At 62.4% G+C, this 18,336-nt stretch carries 19 protein-coding genes; 10 read left to right on the top strand and 9 right to left on the bottom strand.

The window, feature by feature from the left end:
- Positions 1-2: 2 nt before the first annotated feature.
- Positions 3-1,469 carry a rhizopine catabolism transcriptional regulator MocR gene (mocR, locus tag NKI50_RS17050; RefSeq protein WP_245274662.1) on the top strand — a complete coding sequence of 489 codons (1,467 nt, stop codon included), beginning with the start codon at positions 3-5 and terminating at the stop codon, positions 1,467-1,469.
- A 166-nt stretch (positions 1,470-1,635) separates the two neighbouring features.
- On the opposite strand, the gene NKI50_RS17045 is transcribed toward mocR, so the two are convergent.
- Both NKI50_RS17045 and NKI50_RS17040 read right to left on the bottom strand, forming a co-directional pair.
- Positions 1,636-2,079, bottom strand: a complete 444-nt coding sequence (locus NKI50_RS17045; RefSeq protein WP_352495776.1) for an SRPBCC family protein — start codon at positions 2,077-2,079, stop codon at positions 1,636-1,638.
- Between the two features lie 168 nt (positions 2,080-2,247).
- Positions 2,248-3,492, bottom strand: coding sequence for a DegT/DnrJ/EryC1/StrS family aminotransferase (locus NKI50_RS17040; RefSeq protein WP_352641197.1), 1,245 nt, complete (start codon positions 3,490-3,492; stop codon positions 2,248-2,250).
- Between the two features lie 364 nt (positions 3,493-3,856).
- On the opposite strand from NKI50_RS17040, the gene NKI50_RS17035 reads away from it, so the two are divergent.
- From NKI50_RS17035 to NKI50_RS17015, 5 genes are all read left to right on the top strand, one after another.
- Positions 3,857-4,828: a polysaccharide deacetylase family protein gene (locus NKI50_RS17035; RefSeq protein WP_352641199.1), complete on the top strand. Its 972-nt coding sequence runs from the start codon at positions 3,857-3,859 to the stop codon at positions 4,826-4,828.
- A gap of 67 nt (positions 4,829-4,895) precedes the next feature.
- Positions 4,896-5,864, top strand: coding sequence for a rhizopine catabolism ABC transporter substrate-binding protein (locus NKI50_RS17030; protein ID WP_352641201.1), 969 nt, complete (start codon positions 4,896-4,898; stop codon positions 5,862-5,864).
- A 148-nt stretch (positions 5,865-6,012) separates the two neighbouring features.
- The gene (locus NKI50_RS17025; protein WP_352547088.1) at positions 6,013-7,128 is read left to right on the top strand and encodes an ABC transporter permease; all 1,116 of its coding nucleotides are present in this window, start codon (positions 6,013-6,015) and stop codon (positions 7,126-7,128) included.
- A gap of 14 nt (positions 7,129-7,142) precedes the next feature.
- Entirely contained in the window at positions 7,143-7,955 is an 813-nt protein-coding gene (locus NKI50_RS17020) for an ATP-binding cassette domain-containing protein (protein WP_352481568.1), read from the top strand.
- 31 nt (positions 7,956-7,986) lie between these two features.
- Positions 7,987-9,093: a Gfo/Idh/MocA family protein gene (locus NKI50_RS17015; RefSeq protein ID WP_352641203.1), complete on the top strand. Its 1,107-nt coding sequence runs from the start codon at positions 7,987-7,989 to the stop codon at positions 9,091-9,093.
- A 27-nt stretch (positions 9,094-9,120) separates the two neighbouring features.
- Here NKI50_RS17015 and NKI50_RS17010 read toward each other — a convergent pair whose 3' ends face one another.
- Positions 9,121-9,894 (bottom strand): FadR/GntR family transcriptional regulator, encoded by a 774-nt coding sequence (locus tag NKI50_RS17010; RefSeq protein ID WP_023721247.1) that lies wholly within the window; start codon positions 9,892-9,894, stop codon positions 9,121-9,123.
- A gap of 30 nt (positions 9,895-9,924) precedes the next feature.
- Positions 9,925-10,926 carry a LysR family transcriptional regulator gene (locus NKI50_RS17005; RefSeq protein ID WP_352641205.1) on the bottom strand — a complete coding sequence of 334 codons (1,002 nt, stop codon included), beginning with the start codon at positions 10,924-10,926 and terminating at the stop codon, positions 9,925-9,927.
- A 146-nt stretch (positions 10,927-11,072) separates the two neighbouring features.
- Here NKI50_RS17005 and NKI50_RS17000 point away from each other — a divergent pair, with 146 nt between their 5' ends.
- From NKI50_RS17000 to NKI50_RS16990, 3 genes are all read left to right on the top strand, one after another.
- Positions 11,073-11,651 carry a nitroreductase family protein gene (locus NKI50_RS17000; protein WP_352717163.1) on the top strand — a complete coding sequence of 193 codons (579 nt, stop codon included), beginning with the start codon at positions 11,073-11,075 and terminating at the stop codon, positions 11,649-11,651.
- Entirely contained in the window at positions 11,648-12,505 is an 858-nt protein-coding gene (locus NKI50_RS16995; protein ID WP_352641208.1) for an EamA family transporter, read from the top strand. Before NKI50_RS17000 ends, NKI50_RS16995 begins: the two co-directional genes overlap by 4 nt.
- Before the next feature lie 169 nt (positions 12,506-12,674).
- Complete coding sequence (locus NKI50_RS16990) at positions 12,675-13,163, top strand: nucleoside deaminase (protein WP_023721251.1); 489 nt, start codon at positions 12,675-12,677, stop codon at positions 13,161-13,163.
- Positions 13,164-13,273: 110 nt separating this feature from the next.
- On the opposite strand, the gene NKI50_RS16985 is transcribed toward NKI50_RS16990, so the two are convergent.
- The 4 genes from NKI50_RS16985 to NKI50_RS16970 all read right to left on the bottom strand — a co-directional run bounded on the left by NKI50_RS16985 (position 13,274) and on the right by NKI50_RS16970 (position 15,748).
- Positions 13,274-13,753 (bottom strand): hypothetical protein, encoded by a 480-nt coding sequence (locus NKI50_RS16985; protein ID WP_023721252.1) that lies wholly within the window; start codon positions 13,751-13,753, stop codon positions 13,274-13,276.
- Positions 13,750-14,175, bottom strand: coding sequence for a helix-turn-helix domain-containing protein (locus tag NKI50_RS16980; protein WP_031194604.1), 426 nt, complete (start codon positions 14,173-14,175; stop codon positions 13,750-13,752). The genes NKI50_RS16985 and NKI50_RS16980 overlap by 4 nt, the downstream gene beginning before the upstream one ends.
- On the bottom strand, positions 14,156-14,521 hold the full coding sequence (locus NKI50_RS16975) for a hypothetical protein (protein WP_156948174.1): 366 nt from the start codon (positions 14,519-14,521) through the stop codon (positions 14,156-14,158). The genes NKI50_RS16980 and NKI50_RS16975 overlap by 20 nt, the downstream gene beginning before the upstream one ends.
- A gap of 330 nt (positions 14,522-14,851) precedes the next feature.
- Positions 14,852-15,748 carry an NAD-dependent epimerase/dehydratase family protein gene (locus tag NKI50_RS16970; protein WP_352717160.1) on the bottom strand — a complete coding sequence of 299 codons (897 nt, stop codon included), beginning with the start codon at positions 15,746-15,748 and terminating at the stop codon, positions 14,852-14,854.
- Between the two features lie 145 nt (positions 15,749-15,893).
- On the opposite strand from NKI50_RS16970, the gene NKI50_RS16965 reads away from it, so the two are divergent.
- Positions 15,894-16,832 (top strand): NAD(P)-dependent oxidoreductase, encoded by a 939-nt coding sequence (locus NKI50_RS16965; RefSeq protein WP_352641212.1) that lies wholly within the window; start codon positions 15,894-15,896, stop codon positions 16,830-16,832.
- A 666-nt stretch (positions 16,833-17,498) separates the two neighbouring features.
- On the opposite strand, the gene NKI50_RS16960 is transcribed toward NKI50_RS16965, so the two are convergent.
- Positions 17,499-18,278, bottom strand: coding sequence for a FadR/GntR family transcriptional regulator (locus NKI50_RS16960; protein ID WP_023721256.1), 780 nt, complete (start codon positions 18,276-18,278; stop codon positions 17,499-17,501).
- Positions 18,279-18,336: the final 58 nt, after the last annotated feature.

Raw genomic sequence — 18,336 nt, 5'->3', positions numbered from 1 at the left:
CCTTGGCCGACCACATGCGCCTTTCCCTCGACATCATGTCGGTCGACCGCGCTTCGGAAGAACCGATGCATCGTCAGATCTACGGCGCCTTGCGACGCTTCATCCTTGACGGCCAAATCCCGCAGAACACGCTGCTGCCGTCGACGCGCTCGCTGGCCGAAGACCTCAAGGTCGGGCGCAACACGGTCATCGCCGCCTATGACCAGCTCCTTGCCGAAGGTTTTATCGAGGCGCGCGCCGGATCGGGCACCTGGGTAGCGCCGATCCAGCAGAACCGTCCCTTGGCATCGCTGCGCGCCGGACTGGCAGCGCCGCAAAAACTGTCGCGGCGCGGTCAGACCATCGTCAACGGCCCGCAACCGCCGCGTAATGCCGGCGTCATCAATTTCCATCCCGGCGTGCCTGAAACGGCGTCGTTTCCATTCACCATCTGGTCAAGCCTTCTGGTGCGCAATGCACGCAGCCGCGACGAGAGCCTGCTTGGTTATCTCTCCTTTGCCGGCCACCCCGGCCTGCGTCAGGCCATTGCCTCGACCATCGGCCTGTCGCGCGGCATCAGCTGCACCGCCGACCAGGTGATCATCGTCACCGGTGCGCAGGCAGCGCTCGATCTCGTCTCGCGCGTGCTGATGGACGAAGGCGACCATGTCTGGATGGAGGAGCCCGGCTATCTCGGCGCCAAGAGCGCCTTTCTCGCCAGCGGCGCCAGGCTGGCACCGTTGAAGGTCGACCGGCGCGGTTGGCATCTTGCCGATCCGGAGCTGCCGCCGCCGCGGCTGATCTATGTGACGCCATCCTGCCAATGGCCGTTCGGCACCATCATGCGCATCGAGGAGCGATTGCAGTTGCTCGACATCGCCGAACGCAACGGCGCCTGGATCGTCGAGGATGACTATGACGGCGAATACCGGTTCCGCGGCCGGCCGGTGCCGGCGCTGCGCGGGCTCGATCATGCCGACCGCGTCGTCTATATCGGCAGCTTCGGCAAGACGCTGATCCCGGCGCTGCGCATCGGCTATCTGATCGTGCCGCGCGAACTGTCGGTGCCGTTCGACCGGGCGGTGAGCATCACCGGCCAGTTCGCGCCGCTGATCCTGCAGGCAACGGTCAACGATTTCATCACGCAGGGCTATTTCGCCACGCACCTCAAACGCATGCGCCGGCTCTACGCGCGCCGGCAGGCGAACTTCGTCAAGCTGTGCCAGGAGCATCTGGCGGAATGGCTGACCGTCACGGAAAACGATTCCGGCATGCAGCTGCTGGCGAGCTTCGTCAGGCCCTACAAGGACAGCGACGTGGTCGCCGCCGCCGTCAAGGAGGGGCTCGACGTCCAGGGCATCTCGATCAACTACCATTCCACAGAACCCGAGCACGGCCTGCTGCTCGGCTATGCGGCAATGGACGAACGCCAGATCCTGCGCGCGGTGCTGGCGCTGCGCGCCGCGTTCCTAAGGTTGGACAGAAGCTAGAGCCAGGCTTCCCCAATCCGGGCTTTCCGGCGCCGGCGCATGTTGCCTGGCAAGATCGGGAATCCCTAGGATCCCGGCTAGCGACGCCGATGCAGCCAAGGCAGCGCCCGCTTCAATCTCTTGGGGCGAAGAGATCGCCCCCATGGATCAGCCGCGCGCGCTTACCCTACTGCTTGATCTCGGGTTCGACGAGCTTCGCCAGATTTCGCAGCGACTCCTGCCAGCCGAGATAGCAGGCCTCAACCGGGATGGCGTCTGGAATACCGGCCTGCGTGATATTCACATCGGTGCCGACCGACACTTTCTTCAATGTCACAGTCACCTCGATCTCGCCGGGCAGGTTGGGGTCGTCGAACCGGTCGGTGTAGCGCAGCTGCTCATTGGGCACGAGCTCGACATATTCGCCGCCGAACGAGTGGCTGTCGCCGGTGGTGAAGTTGCGGAAGGACATTTTGAACGTACCGCCGACTTTCGCCTCGAAGTGATGAACCGTGCAGGTGAAGCCGTTCGGCGGAAGCCATTTCGCAAGTGCATCCGCTTCGAGGAACGCGCGGTAGACTTTCTCCGGGCTGGTTGTCAGAACGCGGTGCAGACGTACGGTGCCGGGCATATCGTAATCCTCCGTGTTGGTGATCGATGCCCCTAGGACGAGCGGGAGCCCGGCCTATCCGACACGGGCCTGCGGATTTTTTGACGACCGGTTATGCCGGCCGGAATCCTCGCCCGGCCGCCGGACAAGGAACTCGGCCGCAGGGTAGCAAACCGCGTCGGAACTGGTCTAGTTCACACTGTCGAACTTCTGCAGATCAACCGGTGCCGCTTTGCGCAATTCGACATCATCCAGCGAAGCATTTTCCAGCGCCACCCGCGCCGCCGCGTCGATGTTGTGGATCATGTCCTGAATATCGGTATCGTCATGCGCCGGGTTCATGGCGATCATCACCGTGCGATTGAGGATGTCGAGCGAGCGCTTGCCGAGATCGTCGGCGTAATCCAGCCGCAGGTCCTGGTTCTCGGGCAATGCATAAGGATTGAGCGCCGGATGATGCGCCCCTTCATGCATCAGCACCTGGTCCCACTGGGTGAAATTGTGACGGCCGGTCTTGCCGGCAACGACGCTCGGAATGGTCTTCGAAAAAGTCTGCGCCGCCTGCTCGCTCGGCAGTAGGTACATCACCTGTGCGGCGCAATCGTCGTCCGGGCTGTTCATCGGCGACGGTGTCAGACCGAGATTGCCGAGATGGCGGGTGCCGGCCAGCACCATCTTCTTCTCGGCGCGCATCGCCTCGATGATGCCGTCCAGTCGATCGAGTTGGACGTTGAGCATCGCTCCCATCAGTTCGGAAGCACGCGCGCCGATGCCGGCGAAGGGTTTGATGCTGTCGCTTCTGCCCTGCCAGTAGAAATGGCAAGGGTCGATGGCGCAGCGCGCCCGCTCCGCCACTTTCGGGTCGCTGGTGGCAATGCCGCCGCCCTCGCCCGAGGTCATGTTCTTGAAGTAGTTGAAGGAATAGGCGCCGGCATGGCCGATCGAGCCGAGCTTGCGGCCCTCATAGCCGCCGCCGATGCCTTGGCAGACATCCTCGAGCACCAGCAAGCCGCGCTTGGCAGCAATGTCCATGATCGCATTCATGTTGCAGGCCGCGCCCCACATATGCACCGGGATGACCGCCCTGGTGCGCGGCCCGATGGCATCGCGCAAGGCGACGGGATCGATGGTCAGGCTCTCGTCGATGTCGACGATGACGGGAATGGCCCCGACCGACAGCACCGCGGTCGCTGTCGCCATATAGGTGTGCGCGGGCACCAGGACCTCGTCCCCCGGACCGATGCCGAGCCCGATCAGGCCGGCCGCGAGCCCATAGGTGCCGCTGGCGGCCAGTGCGAAATGCTCGACGCCAAGATGCTGCGCATAGCGGGCCTCGAAGCGGTCGCATTCGCTGTCCTTGCCGTAACGAAACAGCGCGCCCGAGCGGATCACCCTGGCAATGGCTTCGATTTCCTCTTCGCCGGCGGTGTACATGGCAGGCCTCCAAGTTACTTGGTAGTTTGGGTCACTTGGTAATGTGGGTCGCTTGATGGTGTGGACAGCTGTAGGCTTGTGGGCACAGTTTGGAAGAACCACTCCGCCGCTATTCGACCAAGCCATCTGCGCCCGGAAGACGGTTCCTATGAGTGGTTTTGAACCCTGATTGGGGAAATCGGCAGCTAAGTGTCTCAGCCGGCAGGCAAATCGTACCCATCCGAATTCGCCAAAGTGGCCCTGTCGGAAAGCCAGCTTTCGGCGTTCCATTCCGGCCAGTTGGGCAAACGGTTGGTTCCATGAAATACGGGACACACTTTGGAAGACCCTCGAGACCGGCGCGCCGGCGGAAAGGCCGACATTCGTGAACGCCGCCGGCTCCAGCAAACGGATCGTGCTCCACGAGGACGATGTCGGCATGTGCCACGGCGCCAACAGCGCCTTTCTCGAATTGAACGGGCTAGGTGTCTGCAGTTCCGGCGCGGTGATGGTGCCGTGCCCGTGGTTCCTCGAAATGGCCGAAAGCGCCGCAGCCAACCCTGGCCTTGACCTTGGCGTCCACCTGACGCTGAACAGCGAGAAACAGCACTACAAATGGCGGCCGCTGACCGCGCCGTCGCGGGCGGCCGGCCTGACCGACGAGTTCGGCTTCTTATGGCCCGACGTGGCGACCACGCGCCGCAAGGCGGTGCCGCAGGCGGTCGAGGCCGAGCTTCGCGCCCAGATCGACACCGCCTATCGCGCCGGCATCGACGTCACCCACCTCGACGCGCATATGGGCGCAGCATTGTCGCCCGAATTTTGCGACATCTACATCAAGCTCGGGCTCGAATATCAGCTGCCCGTGCTGCTGACCAAGACCCTGTCCGCTTATTCCCCCAACGACAATCTGGTCGGCGTCACCGAGGAGGCGTTCCAGCGCGGCGTGGCGCTGGCCCGCGCCGGCGGCTTTGCCATTTTCGACGCCGCCATCCAGACGACCTGGGGCCGGCCGCGCTCCAGGCCGATCGAGCCCGTTTACAAAGCGCTCATCGAGGGTGTGCGCGAGGGCCTGACTTTCTTTTGCCTGCATTGCAACGCGCCCGGTGAACTCGAGCTGATCGAGCCGCGCTCCGCCTATATCCGCACCGAAGAGTACGAGCTGTTCCGCGACCAGGGCTTTCGCGACTGGCTCGCCGCACAGCCGATCGATGTCATCGGCATGAAGCCGTTGCGCGAGGAGCTTCGCGCAGCACTCTCGGCCGGGCGATCGTCAACATCAGCCCGCAACAACGCGGGCGAACAGCGATTGACGTCGGCAAAGGCCCGCAAAGCGGCCACCCGATCCGCGACGTGAGCCGATCGTCGCGGCCGGAAAACGGCGCCAGAGGGATTGGAACTGCAACGACAAATGGGAGAATAAGATGAAAACTCTTCTGAAAGCGGCATTGGGCGCCTTCGTCACGGCGGGCCTGATGACAGGCATTGCATATGCCGCGGGCCTCAAGGATCCGAAGGACGTCCACATCACGTTCGTCGTGCATGGGTCGGCGTCCGATCCCTATTGGTCGGTGGTCAAGCGCGGCGTCGATGACGCGGCCGCCCTCACCGGCGCCAAGGTCGAATATTACGCGCCGCAGGTCTTCGACGTGGTCGAGCAGGCCCGGCTTCTGGACGCCGCCATCGCCACCAAGCCGGACGGCATCGCGGTCTCCATCGCCGACGCCAATGCACTCGGCAAGTCCGTCAAATCCGGGCTTGCCGCCAATATTCCGATGGTGGTTCTGGATTCCGGCGAGAAGGAAGGCGCCGAGCTCGGCACCACGCTCTATGTCGGCACCGTTTCCGAATATGATTCCGGCAAGAAGGCCGGCGAGCGGCTGGCCAAGGGAGGCACACTCAAGGTCGTCTGCATCAACCACGAGGTCGGCAATGTCAGCCTCGACCAGCGCTGCCAGGGCCTCAATGACGGGCTGAAGCCATCCGGCGGCGGCACCGAGGTTCTGGCCGTGGCGCCCGATCCGGCCGACATCCAGCGCCGCACCGAAGCCTATCTGTCGGCGCATCCCGACACCCAAGCCGTCTTTGCGCTTGGTGCCACCGCCGCCAATCCGCTGATCCCGATGTTCCGCGACAAGGAACTGTTCGGCAAGCTCAAGCTCTACACTTTCGACATCAGCCCGGAGGTCCTCGACTCTGTCGTCGCCGGCGAAATGGGCTTCGGTATGGATGCCCAGCAATATCTGATGGGCTATCTGCCGGTGATCTATCTGGTCGAGCAGGCGACGCACGGCTTCTGGCCGCAGAACAACGCCTATACCGGGCCGCTGTTCATCGACTCGCCCGAAAAAGCCAAGGCGATCCTGGCCCTCGCCAAAGAGGGCATCCGCTAGGCCAGCACTCCGACGGAACGGGAGAATGCGCCAGGCGCTCTCCCGATCCGTTCGAAGATTGCGAATTGAGCGATTGGAGAGCCTAATGGCGGTCGTGGAAGACAAGGCGATACCTCCGGGCGAACTGAAGGCGACCGACCGCTTCGGCATGACGTCGAAGCGGGCCGCCGGCGCCGACGAGCGGCTGGCCAGCACCGGCAAGCTGACCCAGTGGCTGCGCCGGCCGGAAGCCGGTGCTGCCGGCGGGCTGCTTGCGACGATCATCATCTTTGCGCTGCTGCCGGGCGCAGCGAACCTCTATTCGCTGCAGGGGTCGATGACCTTCCTGACGCTGTCGGCGGAGCTCGGCATCGTCGCCACGGCAGCAGCACTTCTCATCATCGCCGGCGAGTTCGACCTTTCGGTTGGCTCCATGGTCGGCTTTGCCGGTGTCGTCATCGGGCTGACTGTGAAGTACTGGGGCCTGCCGCTATGGGGCGGTATCGCCTGCGCCTTCGCCGTTGCCATCCTCACCGGCTATCTCAACGGCCTGATCGTGGTGAAGACGCGCCTGCCCTCCTTCATCGTCACGCTCGCCACGCTCTATATCCTGCGCGGACTGTCGATCGGCATCACCCGCGCCGTCACCGGCCGCACCCAAATTCCCTACATCCTCGAAGGCGTACCGGACCCGGCGACGGCCGGCATTTTCAACGGCCATCTGCTCACCGGCCTGTTCCACTGGATGGGCGCGCAAGGCTGGATCGGCACCCGCAGCGACGGCATTCCCTTCGTCGCCGGCATTCCGATGTCGATCGTCTGGTGGCTTGGCCTGACGGCGCTGGCCGGCTACGTGCTCACCCAGACGAAATACGGCAACTGGATCTTCGCCACCGGTGGCGACCTGATCGCAGCTCGCAACGTCGGCGTGCCGGTCGATCGCGTCAAGATCAGCCTGTTCGTCTACACCGCTTGCGCGGCGACGCTGCTTGCCACCATCCAGGTGATGGAGGCGGGCTCCGCCGACACCACGCGCGGCCTGCTCAAGGAGTTCGAGGCGATCATCGCCGCCGTCATCGGCGGCGTGCTGCTCACCGGCGGCTACGGCACAGTCTATGGTGTGCTGTTCGGCGCGCTGATCTTCGGGCTGGTGCAGATGGGCATCTTCTACACCGGCATCGACACCGACTGGTTCAAGGTCTTCCTCGGCATCGTCATCCTGATGGCCGTGCTGGTCAACAACTACATCAGGCTGAAGGCGCTCGGCCGCGGAGGTGGCAAATGACCGAGCGGGCCCAAATGACCGAACCCGCAATGGAACTGCGCGGCGTCAGCGTCAATTTCGGCTCGGTGCGCGCGCTCCAGGACATCGACATCAAGGTCTATCCGGGCGAGGTCCACTGCCTGCTCGGCGACAACGGCGCCGGCAAGTCGACGCTGATCAAGGTTCTGTCCGGCGTCTACCGGCCGAGCAAAGGCGAAATCCTGGTCGACGGCAAGACGGTCACCTTCCGCAGCCCGCGCGACGCGCAGGAGCTCGGCGTGGCAACGGTGTTCCAGGACCTCGGCATGATCTCGCTGATGTCGATCACCCGCAACTTCTTCCTCGGCCGCGAACCGACCAAAAGCAGCCTGCCCTTCTCGCGCATCGACAAGGAGCGCGCCAACACTATCGCCAGGCAGGCAATGGCCGATATCGGCATCGATGTGCGCGACCCGACGCAAGCCGTCGGCACGCTGTCGGGCGGCGAGCGCCAGTCGGTGGCGATCGCCCGCGCCGTGCATTTTGGCGCGCGCGTGCTGATCCTTGACGAGCCGACCTCGGCACTCGGCGTCCACCAGGCGGCGATGGTGCTGAAGTTCATCATCGAAGCACGCATGCGGGGCCTGGCCGTGATCTTCATCAGCCACAACATCCACCATGCCTATCCGGTCGGCGACACCTTCACGCTGCTCAACCGCGGCCGCAATCGCGGTACCTACGCCAAATCGGACATCTCGCGCGACGAGGTCATCTCGATCATGTCGGGTGGCGAGGATCTGAAGGCGGTCGAGGCGGAGATTGCCGGCCTGCTCGCCCAGATCGGCAACCGGCCGCCTGCGGCGGCTTGAGCTGACAATCGGACATCGCGGGGATGATGGCATGAGCAGGTTACGCGTCGGGGTCGTCGGCGCCGGCATGATCTCGCAGGTCGAGCATATTCCCAATCTGCTGCGCCTCGGTGAATTGTTCGAGCTGGTCGGCGTCGCCGACCCCTCCAGGATTTCACGGCAGTTCGTCACTGACACCCATGGCATCGCCAATTTCGAAACGATCGACCAGCTCTTCGACCAGCGCCTCGACGCGGTAGTGATCGGCTCGCCGGACCCATTGCATCACGAACAGGTGCTGGCGGCGCTGGCGCGCGGCCTGCATGTCTTTTGCGAAAAGCCGCTCTGCTATTCCCTGGCGGAAATCGCCGAGATCGTCGCCGCGCGCGATGCCGCCAGGAAAATCATGCAAGTCGGCTACATGAAGCGCTTCGATCCGAGCTACCGGCTGGCGCTCGCTTCGCTGCCGGGGACATCGAGCACGCTGCGCTCGGTCTCGGTGGAAGTGAACGATCCCGACGCCTGGCCGTTCATCGCCCACCTGCCCTACAGGCGCGGCACCGATATCCCGAAGGACATGGTCGCCGCTGTCGCCGCCAAGCAGAAGCGCCAGGTCGAACAAGCCATTGGCGTGCCTTTCACTGATCTCGCTTTCCGTGGATTTACCGGCGCTTACAGCTCGGCCTTGATTCACGATGTCAATGCCGTTCACGGCCTGCTCGATGCGCTCGGCGTGCCGGACGGCGAGATCGTCGGCGCGCAGATCTTTGCCAATGGCGACGGCGGCCAGGGCGCCGTCAAGCTGCTGGACGGACAGGCGCTGTGGACCATGACCCATCTTACCGTACCTAAGCTCGCCGACTACAAGGAGCGGATCACGCTGTTCTTCGACGATGCCAGCCTGGAGCTCGAATTCCCCTCGCCCTGGCTCAACCATCATCCGACCCGGCTGACGGTGACGACCTCGCACGGTCACACGCTGTCGAAGAAAGATTTGCGCGCCGGCTACGCGGAAGCCTTCGTCGAGGAGATGCGTGGCTTCTGGGCGGCGATCGTCAATGGCGACCCCGTCGTCAACCCGCCCGAACACGCCGCCCGCGATCAGGCCTTGCTGCTCGGGCTGACCCGGCGGCATCTCGCGACCGGACCGTTCGACTGAACACTCAAACCGGGAGCCGAACGGCGGCTACCTGGACTTGATGACGCCGTCGGTATTGGCCAGCAGCTTGCGCACTGCATTGCGTGCCGCGTCCGGCCGCTGCAGGCGGATGCTCTTCTCGATTGCCTCATGCAGCCTCTGCGCATGCTGCAAATCGTCGAGTTCCCGGGTCGTAAAAGCGAACAGATGATCGAACGCCGATTCGATCAGCACGCCGAGCGGCACCAGCAGATCGTTGCCCGAGGCGCGCAGGATGGCGAGATGAAACCGCGTGTCGGCGCGCGTTCGCTCCTGCAGGTTGGTCGCTTCGCCCATTTCGCGACAGGCCTGGCTGATCTCGGCCATCTGCTCGTCGGTGCGCCGCATCGCGGCAAAGGCGCTGGCCTCCGGCTCGATGATGTGGCGGAATTCCTGCACCGTCCTGAGAAACACCTCGCGGTCCGGCGAGGTCGCGTACCAGGCCAGCACGTCGCGATCGAGCAGGTTCCAGCGCTCCTTCGGCTCGACCCAGCTGCCGATTTTGGGACGTGACGACAAAAGGCTCTTCGCCATCAGCATCTTGATGGCTTCGCGCACCGCCGAGCGGCTGACGTCGAAGGTCTCGGACCATTTGGCTTCGTTGGGCAGGATGGTTCCCGGCGGATAGTCGCCGCGCACGATCCTCAGCCCGATTTCGTTGGCCAGCGACGCATGCACGCTCGACCCCGGCATGCGCGCCGCATCGGCGCGGCGAATACCGCTCGTGCGTTCGGCGAACGCCTCGGCCGCTGTCTTTCCCTTATTCGGCTTCGCGTCCTGCATGGCCCCACAAAGTCCGGATTTGGAGGCGTGTCAAGGAGATGAAATCGACGGCAATATCTCGGTTTGATTTTCCGTATCCGTCGCCTCGCCGACACCGCGCGTTGCCGGGCGTTCACGCCGGGGAGGCACGAACGGCTTCTCTTTGTCCCGACTGAATTCCTCGATCAGGAAATCAAGGAAGACGCGGATTTTCGGGGCAAGATGCTGCCGTGCCGGATAGACCGCGTAGAGTGTGGTTTCGACCTTGTCCCAGTCATCCAGAGCCGATTGCAGCCGGCCTGCTTTCAGGTCGCTTTCGACATAGGGATAGGGGATCAGGCTGACGCCGAAGCCGGCGCGCAGCGCATCGCGCACGGCAAGGCTCGAGGAGACCGAATATCGTCCGTCGATGGCGATCCGCTCGCTGCGGCCGTCCTTGCGGAATTCCCATATGTCCGCATGCCCCGAGAGGCTGAACCGGATGCAGTTGGCCGCCTTCAAATCGGCAGGCGTTTGAGGCCGGCCGTGCTGCTCGAAGTAGGCAGGAGCTGCACAAAGCACGTGCGGCATGACCGCAAGCTTTCTGGCGACCAGGCTGGAATCCTCGAGATTGTCGCTGCCGCGAATGGCAAGGTCAAATCCCTCCCGCACGATATCGACGCGCCTGTCATCAAGATGCAGGTCGAGTTTCAAATCGGGATAGCGCGATAGAAACGCGGGAATGGCAGCCGAAAGCCGCGTCAACGTGACAGTCATCGGCGCGCTGACCCGCAACGTGCCGCTCGGCGCCGTCTTGATCGGGCCGAGGACCTGGTCGGCCCTGGCCAGCGCATCGAGCCCCTGCGTGACATGCTCCAGATAGATCCTGCCTTCTTCGGTCAGGGCCATCCGCCGCGTCGTCCGGTTGATGAGCCGCACCCCCAGATGCGCCTCCAGCTCGGCGATGTTCTTGCTGATCGCGGGAGGCGAGAGACCGAGCCGCCGTCCGGCTTCGGCAAAGCTGTTCAGTTCCGCCACATGACGGAAAACCTGCAACGCAGTCAGGCGATCCACTGCACCATTCTCTTCCAGTAAACAATGTCTTTCAATTGTCACATATTATCGTCTGTTGGTAAATTCCATATCTGCTTCCCGAACGGCTTTCTCAATTTCGGAATGACATGATGACCAACCCCACAATCTCCCTTATCGAGCGACGCATGTCGGCCAATCGGTTCGATGCCTCGTACGCATTGACGGATGCCGAGGTTGAGGAACTGGCACGTCTCGCAACGCGCGCGCCAACCGCCTACAACCTTCAGAATTGGCGGTTCATCGCCGTGCGGACGCCGGAAGCAAAGGCGCGGTTGCGCAGCGTGGCCCATGGCCAGGCCAAGGTGCAGGAAGCAGCGGTCACCTTCATCGTCTGCGGCGTACTGCCCGACCACGCTGCCCTCAATGCAAGGCTGCGTCCTTTCGTCGAAGCCGGCTTCATGCCGGCGGATATGGCTTCGGGCTGGCAGGAAGGCGCCCGCGCCCAATATGCCGATCCTCGGGCAGCCCGCGACGAAGCGGTGCGCTCTGCAACGCTTGGCGCTGCAACGCTGATTTTTGCAGCCGAAGCGCTGGGGCTCGTCGCTGGTCCGATGGGAGGCTTCGATGCCGACGGCGTGGCCCGCGAGTTTGGCCTTAGACTGAATGAAGTGCCGGTGATGCTCATCGCGGTCGGCCGCGCCGCGCCCGGCAACTGGCCGCAAAAGCCGCGCCGCCCTCTTGCCGAAGTACTGGAAATCTTATGAAAACGCGCCGTTTCGATCTGTTGCTTACGGCCATTGCACCCGCGATATGGGGCAGCACCTATATCGTCACCACCCAGTTCCTGCCCAACTTTTCGCCGATGACGGTCGCAATGCTGCGTGCCTTGCCCGCCGGATTGCTGCTGCTGGCGATCGTTCGGCAACTGCCAACGGGCATCTGGTGGCTGCGCAGTTTCGTGCTCGGAGCCCTCAACATCTCGATCTTCCTAAGCATGTTGTTTGTCGCCGCCTACCGGCTTCCGGGCGGGGTCGCCGCGACGGTGCTGTCGGTCCAGCCGTTGATCGTGATTTTCCTTGCCGCTGCCCTGCTTGCCAGCGCTGTCCGACCGTTAGCGATCGTCGCTGCCCTTGTCGGGATCGCCGGTGTTGCATTGCTGGTGCTGACCCCGAACGCGACCCTCGATGCGGTCGGCGTTGCCGCCGGCCTCGCCGGGGCGGCCTCCATGGCCTTCGGAAGCGTATTGGCCCGTAAGTGGCAACCGCCAGTATCGCTGCTTACCTTTACGGCATGGCAACTGACCGCCGGCGGTCTGCTTCTCGTTCCGGTGGCGCTGCTTTTCGAGCCTTCCATCCCGCTCCCGACCGGCACCAACCTGCTTGGACTGGCGTGGCTCGGCCTGATCGGCGCGGCGCTGACCTATGTCCTCTGGTTCCGGGGCATTGCGCGACTGGAATCCGCAGTGGTGTCATCGCTGCTTTTCCTCAGCCCGGTGACCGCCGTGCTGCTTGGATGGGTATTCCTGGATCAGACACTGACCTTGCCTCAAATCGCCGGCGTCGTTTTCGTCATCGGCAGCATCTGGCTGGCTCAACGCCCCAATCGCAACGAGTCCTGATGCATGTCGCTCAAAAGTGTGCAGCGGGTTTGCGATACGACATGCATCAAAACAAGAACCTGAAGCGCGTAGCATGAGGCCGGTCGAACGCGACGCGTTTTAGGCCGCCGACTTGTGTCGGCGGATTGTTCGGCACTATGGTCCAGCGGCATAGCCGGAGGATCCGCCGATGCCACAACGCCCCTATGATGAGCGCCTGCTCCGTCAGGCGTTCGAAGTCGCGCGCAAGGCCCGCGATGCCGGCGAACATCCCTTTGGTTCGCTCCTCGCTGACAAGGACGGCAATGTTTTGCGCGAGCAGCCCAACGCTTACAAAGCCGGCGGGGGCGACCGCACCGCTCATGCCGAAAGGCTGCTGGCCTCATGGGCGGGGATGAATTTCAGTCTCGAAAAGCTGGCCTCCTGCACACTCTACACTTCGGCCGAACCTTGCGCGATGTGCTCCGGCACAATCTATTGGGCGGGCATCGGACGGGTCGTCTTTGGCCAGAGCGAACATGACCTCAAGGCATCGACGGGTGCACATGTCGAGAATCCTACACTCGACCTGCCCTGCAGGATCGTCTTCGAAGCTGGGCAGCGTCCGACTGAAGTCGTTGGTCCGCTGCTTGCCGATGAGGCGGCGCAACTCCAGGCCGAATTCTGGAAAGACAAGTAGCTTAATTGCCGCACGGCAGGAAACGAGTGAGGGCTAGGCTCAGAACTTATTGATCAAGGGTATTGCCCCTTCAACAAGTGAAGTATCGGAGAACCTTGACCCCTTTGGGCCTAAACAGCGGGGATGGGGTTGCCGGCTCCATCCCTACTCAACTGCGAGATGCGCAATCGGCCAGCTGAGATTTCCTCCCCGTCCCGAACGACTACGACCACGAGTTTTGCAGGCTCTTGGAAGACCAAGGTTGACAGTTGAATGTTCATGCTAAGGGCCAATAATTTGACTGTATCCTTCTCAAATTCGAGGGGTCCTTTCTGGGGGATGATGTCGGTCTTCGGCACTGGAGCTTCTATCAAATCAACTACCCCACCGGCCTTGGATTCAAGACGAACTTTTATCGCGAGGGTAGGCAAAGTTTCTGGATACGGTTCAAGATACTTAATCAGACACCACAGCCCCGTGGGCAATGCCCACGGCAAAGGTCCGTCGAATAAAACGGCATCATTATAGACCCCTATGTGCAGCTGCTTCCCGTTGGCCTCCTGTCGAAGGTCATCGCAAAACACGACGCTAGCATGGGGGTTCAAAATCATGCTGCCTCAAGGCGTATTGACACCGCACTCACGGCATCGGTTCCCGGCAGGATGGAATGCTGCCCGGAACTTAGTGTGGTCCCCGCTCCGAGCGTAAGCGGCTGTATCTCGCCCGCAGGCCCAAACCGACGGTTCATTTTTCTGTCTACGACCACAACCTCTACGTCTACCTCAAGGGCAGTCGCGAGGTCCGCGATAGTGTCTATTTCCCAGTTCGGCTTTGTTCCTGAAAACCAGCGAGAGACCGCAGACTTGTTAATTCCGAGGCGATCGGCAAGCTGACTTAGGGTGAGCCCCGTTTCCGCTTTCCTGGCTTGAATGACCGCCCAAAAGGCGCTCACAAAAGCCGAACGAAGTATCCCGCGTTCGAACTCTTCAACGAACGCTTGGTCGGAAACCTTATTAGATTTTTTCATCCACATCTCGACATATTCCCTTCACGTACTCTAACGCCGTTGCTGCACGAAAAGGTTGCGCATTACCCATGGTGTTGCCCCAAAGATCGGGGATTCCAGCGACGGTTTCGCTATAGTTCTTTTTGATCCCTAGCCAATGTCGGCAATGCAGTCCTAAACCTATGAATACCCCGGCGTCGAGAAACCTACCGAACAGACGCACTTGGACATGCCTAGGCTTTCGCGCACAAATTACCCAGACCTCGTCAACAGAATGCAATCGTTCGATGTCTGGCCCCCGCTCGTCTGGGTCTCCTTTGAGGCTTGCCGTCACGAACCAACCGAAACAAAAAATTGCTATCAGTTCTTCCATTTTCGCCATCGGCAAATGGCTTAAGTCGGGATCCTTCCCAGCCAATCCTCTATAAACATTTGGCGTTACATACAGAAACCGCTTGGCTCCACCTCTTGGTTAAGTGCAGGCCGCGCGACGAGCCGACCGGTTTCGACCGCTCGATACAGAATAGAGTTAGTTGCGTTTAAAGTCAACAATTCCCCGCAGGCCGCACCGTTCCTCTCGAAGGGGGAAACGTGTTATTACCAGCCAGCAGATAGCCTATGTCAAATTCGAGGTTGAGTCAGAGCCTTCTCAACGTTGCGCGTCGGGGCTGGCCCAGTGCCGGCTCCGTATCACGTACGCCCGTCAGGTCGTCTTGACATATTTCCGCCAGCTGTGTTCCGGCCGGAAGGCGAGCATGTTGCGCGCCTTGCGGTTGGAGAGCAGCGTCTCGTATTCGCCAAGTTCGCCCTTGACCGGCACATCGGGGTAAAACCGCTTCAGCAGTTCGGCTGTCGGCAGGTCGGACGAGGTGTCGTCATTGGCGGCGTTGAACACCTGATAGCCGAGCCCGTCCTTTTCGATGGCGCGCAGCGTGATCTGGCCGAGGTCGCGCGCGTCGATATAGCTCCAGGCAATGCGCTTGCGGAAACCCGGATCGGCGAACCATTTCGGAAACAGCGAATATTCATGCGGCTCGATGACGTTGCCGATGCGCAAGGCATAGATGTCGGAGCCATCGCGTTGTGCAAACGCCCGCGCGGTCTTCTCGTTGACGACCTTGGACAGCGCGTAGCTGTCCATCGGATCGACGTCGTACTCCTCGTCGAGCGGAAAATGCGTCGGATTGCGCGGTTCGTTGGCGAAGACCAGGCCGTAGGTCGTCTCGCTGGATGCGATCACCACCTTGCGGATACCGAGCTTCACTGCGGCCTCGATGACATTGTAGGTGCCGAGCGCGTTGATGCGGAACACCTCGTTGTCGGGCGTGATCATGATGCGCGGGATCGCCGCGAAATGCACCACGGCATCGACCGGCTGCGAACGCAGCGACGGATCGAATTCATGCAGGCCGATATAGCTCGACAGCGCGTTGAACACCTGCCCGCTGTCGGTGATGTCGGTGATCAGCGTGCGCACCTTGGGATTGTCGAGCGGCTTGGTGTCGATGTTGAGCACCTGGCAGCCCTGCTCGACCAGATACTGCACGACGTGGCGCCCGGCCTTGCCGCTGCCGCCGGTGAACATGATCCGCTTCGTCATTTTGCTCTCCCTGGAATTCACGTGTATTGTCAGACAATATCGAACTCTGCAATCGCCTGCCACGGCATGCGGCAAAAACCCGCTTCAACAATTCGCCGGCAAGGTGCAGCGCCGTCATCCATCACTGCAAATAGGACGAAACGACATGAACACTACCGCCGCGAGCGAAAAGATCGGCTTCATCGGGCTGGGCCTGATGGGGCACGGCATAGCGAAGAACATCGTCGACAAGGGCTATCCGTTGACGTTTCTCGGCCGCAAGAACCGCGCACCGGCGGAAGACCTGCTCGGCCGCGGCGCCAAGGAAGCGGCGACCTCGCGCGACGTCGCCGCGGCATCCGATATCGTCTTCATCTGCGTCACCGGCTCGCGCGAGGTCGAAGCCATCATCCGCGGCCCAGGCGGCCTCAAGGAAGGCCTGAAGCCGGGATCGGTCGCCGTCGACTGCTCGACCTCGGATCCTGTCTCGACGGTGGCGCTGGCCGCCGAACTCAAGGCGCTCGGCGTCGACTATGTCGATGCCCCGCTCAGCCGCACCCCGAAGGAGGCCTGGGAAGGCACGCTCGATGCCATGGTCGGCGCGCCCGACGCGGTCTTTGCCCGGCTGAAGCCGGTGCTCGACACCTGGGCCGGGCGCATCGTCCATATCGGCGACACCGGTGACGGCCATCGCATGAAGCTGCTCAACAACTTCATTTCGCTCGGCTACGCTGCGATCTATTCCGAGGCGCTGGCGCTGGCGCAGAAGGTCGGCATCTCGCCGCCGCGCTTCGACAGCGTCATCCGCAACGGCCGCATGGATTGCGGCTTCTACCAGACCTTCATGCGCTGGACGCTGGAAGGCGACCGCGACGCGCACAAATTCAGCATCGCCAACGCCTTCAAGGATCTCACCTATCTCGAATCGATGGCGGATGCTGCCGGCATCGCCAACCCACTCGGCAACGCCACCAAAAACGCCTTCGCCGGCGCCTTCGCGGCCGGCCCCGCCGACCAATATGTGCCGATGCTGGCCACGCATATCGGCAAGGTCAACGGCGTCGACCTGATGCCGACCAGGGATGGCAAGAAGCAGACGATCTGAGCCGGCCGATCAGCTTTTGGCCACGCAAGCTTGCCGCAACATTCCGAGGCGTCAGCGCCACTGGCGAACCTGCCAATCTTCCCCCTTGAGGCAGTGCAATCGCATGTAGGCAAGAGCCCCCTCACCCGGATTGCCAACCGAATTGCGAAGGGCAATTCGGGGCAATCCAACCTCTCCCCGAGGGGAGAGGAGATCGCCAGCGCCGGCGTCAGCCTCTTCTCCCCAGCGGGGAGAAGGTGGCCGCGAAGCGGCCGGATGAGGGGGACTCCTTACGCGATTTGCCCTGCCTTGTTGGGGGAGATGCCCGGCAGGGCAGAGGGGGTGCTGTCCCTCAGACCTCAGATCGGCAACACTGCAATTTCAAAGCCGAAAACAAAAAACCCGCCTCGGTAGGCGGGTCGCCGGCGCCAATCAGCACCATAACCAGATTACTAGCATAGCTGCCGGCACAAAGCAAGAACAAAATACGCTGCGGCGGTAAAAAAGTCCGAATCCCTGGCCCATCCGAGGTCGCCGCCCTCATTGCCTAACGTTGATGATTAGCGAAAGCCGAAGTGGCATCCAATCTCCCCCCTCGTGGGGGAGATGTCCGGCAGGACAGAGAGGGGCGCGAAGGAATGCCGAGTTTTGCAATCGTTCGGAGCAATGCCAGCCCTGGTGCAACCATCACCGCCGCGACCGCCCGATAACATCGTCGGTGTTGGCGAGAAGCCTGTGCACCGCGGCACGGGCTGCGGCGGGCCGCTGCAGGCGGATGTTCTTCTCGATCGCCTCGTGCAGTGCCTGCGCCCGACGCTGGTCGCTGGTTTCGCGTGTGACGAAAACAAAGAGGTGATCGAGCGCCGATTCGATCAGCACGCCGAGCGGCACCAGCAGATCGTTGCCCGAGGCGCGCAGGATGGCGAGGTGGAACCGCGTGTCGGCGCGCGTCCGCTCCTGCAGGTTGGTCGCTTCGCCCATTTCGCGACAGGCCTGGCTGATCTCGGCCATCTGCTCGTCGGTGCGCCGCATCGCGGCAAAGGCGCTGGCCTCCGGCTCGATGATGTGGCGGAATTCCTGCACCGTCCGGAGGAACACCTCGCGGTCCGGCGAGGTCGCGTACCAGGCCAGCACGTCGCGATCGAGCAGGTTCCAGCGCTCCTTCGGCTCGACCCAGCTGCCGATTTTGGGACGTGACGCAAGCAGGCTCTTGGCCATCAGCATTTTTATGGCTTCGCGCACCGCCGAGCGGCTGACGTCGAAGGTCTCCGACCATTTGGCTTCGTTGGGCAGGATGGTTCCCGGCGGATAATCGCCGCGCACGATCCTCAGCCCGATTTCGTTGGCCAGCGAGGCATGCACGCTCGATCCGGGAAAGTGTGCGGCGTCGGCACGCCGAACGCCGGCCGGCCGCTCAGCCTCTGCCTTCAACTTGGCGGGTCGCTTTTTTGATGTCGCGTCCGGCATTCGTATTCCCCGGCAGCCGCTTGTCGAAAGCCTGAACTCAGGACACGACAAAGCAGCG

Origin of the sequence: Mesorhizobium sp. M0563 (genome assembly GCF_040321065.1) — a bacterium.
Lineage (GTDB): Bacteria > Pseudomonadota > Alphaproteobacteria > Rhizobiales > Rhizobiaceae > Mesorhizobium.
Note: the sequence above shows the minus strand (reverse complement) of the source record. Positions and strands in the feature narration are given on the sequence as shown.

What these genes read in the sequence shown, in the direction of transcription:
- NKI50_RS16995 (WP_352641208.1), top strand. Translation starts at nt 11,648, where the DNA reads ATGAAAACGCGCCGTTTCGATCTGTTGCTTACGGCCATTGCACCCGCG.
- NKI50_RS16990 (WP_023721251.1), top strand. Translation starts at nt 12,675, where the DNA reads ATGCCACAACGCCCCTATGATGAGCGCCTGCTCCGTCAGGCGTTCGAA.
- NKI50_RS17010 (WP_023721247.1), bottom strand. Translation starts at nt 9,894, where the DNA reads ATGCAGGACGCGAAGCCGAATAAGGGAAAGACAGCGGCCGAGGCGTTC.
- NKI50_RS16985 (WP_023721252.1), bottom strand. Translation starts at nt 13,753, where the DNA reads ATGATTTTGAACCCCCATGCTAGCGTCGTGTTTTGCGATGACCTTCGA.
- NKI50_RS17030 (WP_352641201.1), top strand. Translation starts at nt 4,896, where the DNA reads ATGAAAACTCTTCTGAAAGCGGCATTGGGCGCCTTCGTCACGGCGGGC.
- NKI50_RS16975 (WP_156948174.1), bottom strand. Translation starts at nt 14,521, where the DNA reads ATGGAAGAACTGATAGCAATTTTTTGTTTCGGTTGGTTCGTGACGGCA.
- NKI50_RS17045 (WP_352495776.1), bottom strand. Translation starts at nt 2,079, where the DNA reads ATGCCCGGCACCGTACGTCTGCACCGCGTTCTGACAACCAGCCCGGAG.
- NKI50_RS16965 (WP_352641212.1), top strand. Translation starts at nt 15,894, where the DNA reads ATGAACACTACCGCCGCGAGCGAAAAGATCGGCTTCATCGGGCTGGGC.
- NKI50_RS17000 (WP_352717163.1), top strand. Translation starts at nt 11,073, where the DNA reads ATGTCGGCCAATCGGTTCGATGCCTCGTACGCATTGACGGATGCCGAG.
- NKI50_RS17015 (WP_352641203.1), top strand. Translation starts at nt 7,987, where the DNA reads ATGAGCAGGTTACGCGTCGGGGTCGTCGGCGCCGGCATGATCTCGCAG.
- NKI50_RS17020 (WP_352481568.1), top strand. Translation starts at nt 7,143, where the DNA reads ATGACCGAACCCGCAATGGAACTGCGCGGCGTCAGCGTCAATTTCGGC.
- NKI50_RS16960 (WP_023721256.1), bottom strand. Translation starts at nt 18,278, where the DNA reads ATGCCGGACGCGACATCAAAAAAGCGACCCGCCAAGTTGAAGGCAGAG.
- NKI50_RS17025 (WP_352547088.1), top strand. Translation starts at nt 6,013, where the DNA reads ATGACGTCGAAGCGGGCCGCCGGCGCCGACGAGCGGCTGGCCAGCACC.
- NKI50_RS16970 (WP_352717160.1), bottom strand. Translation starts at nt 15,748, where the DNA reads ATGACGAAGCGGATCATGTTCACCGGCGGCAGCGGCAAGGCCGGGCGC.
- NKI50_RS17040 (WP_352641197.1), bottom strand. Translation starts at nt 3,492, where the DNA reads ATGTACACCGCCGGCGAAGAGGAAATCGAAGCCATTGCCAGGGTGATC.
- NKI50_RS16980 (WP_031194604.1), bottom strand. Translation starts at nt 14,175, where the DNA reads ATGTGGATGAAAAAATCTAATAAGGTTTCCGACCAAGCGTTCGTTGAA.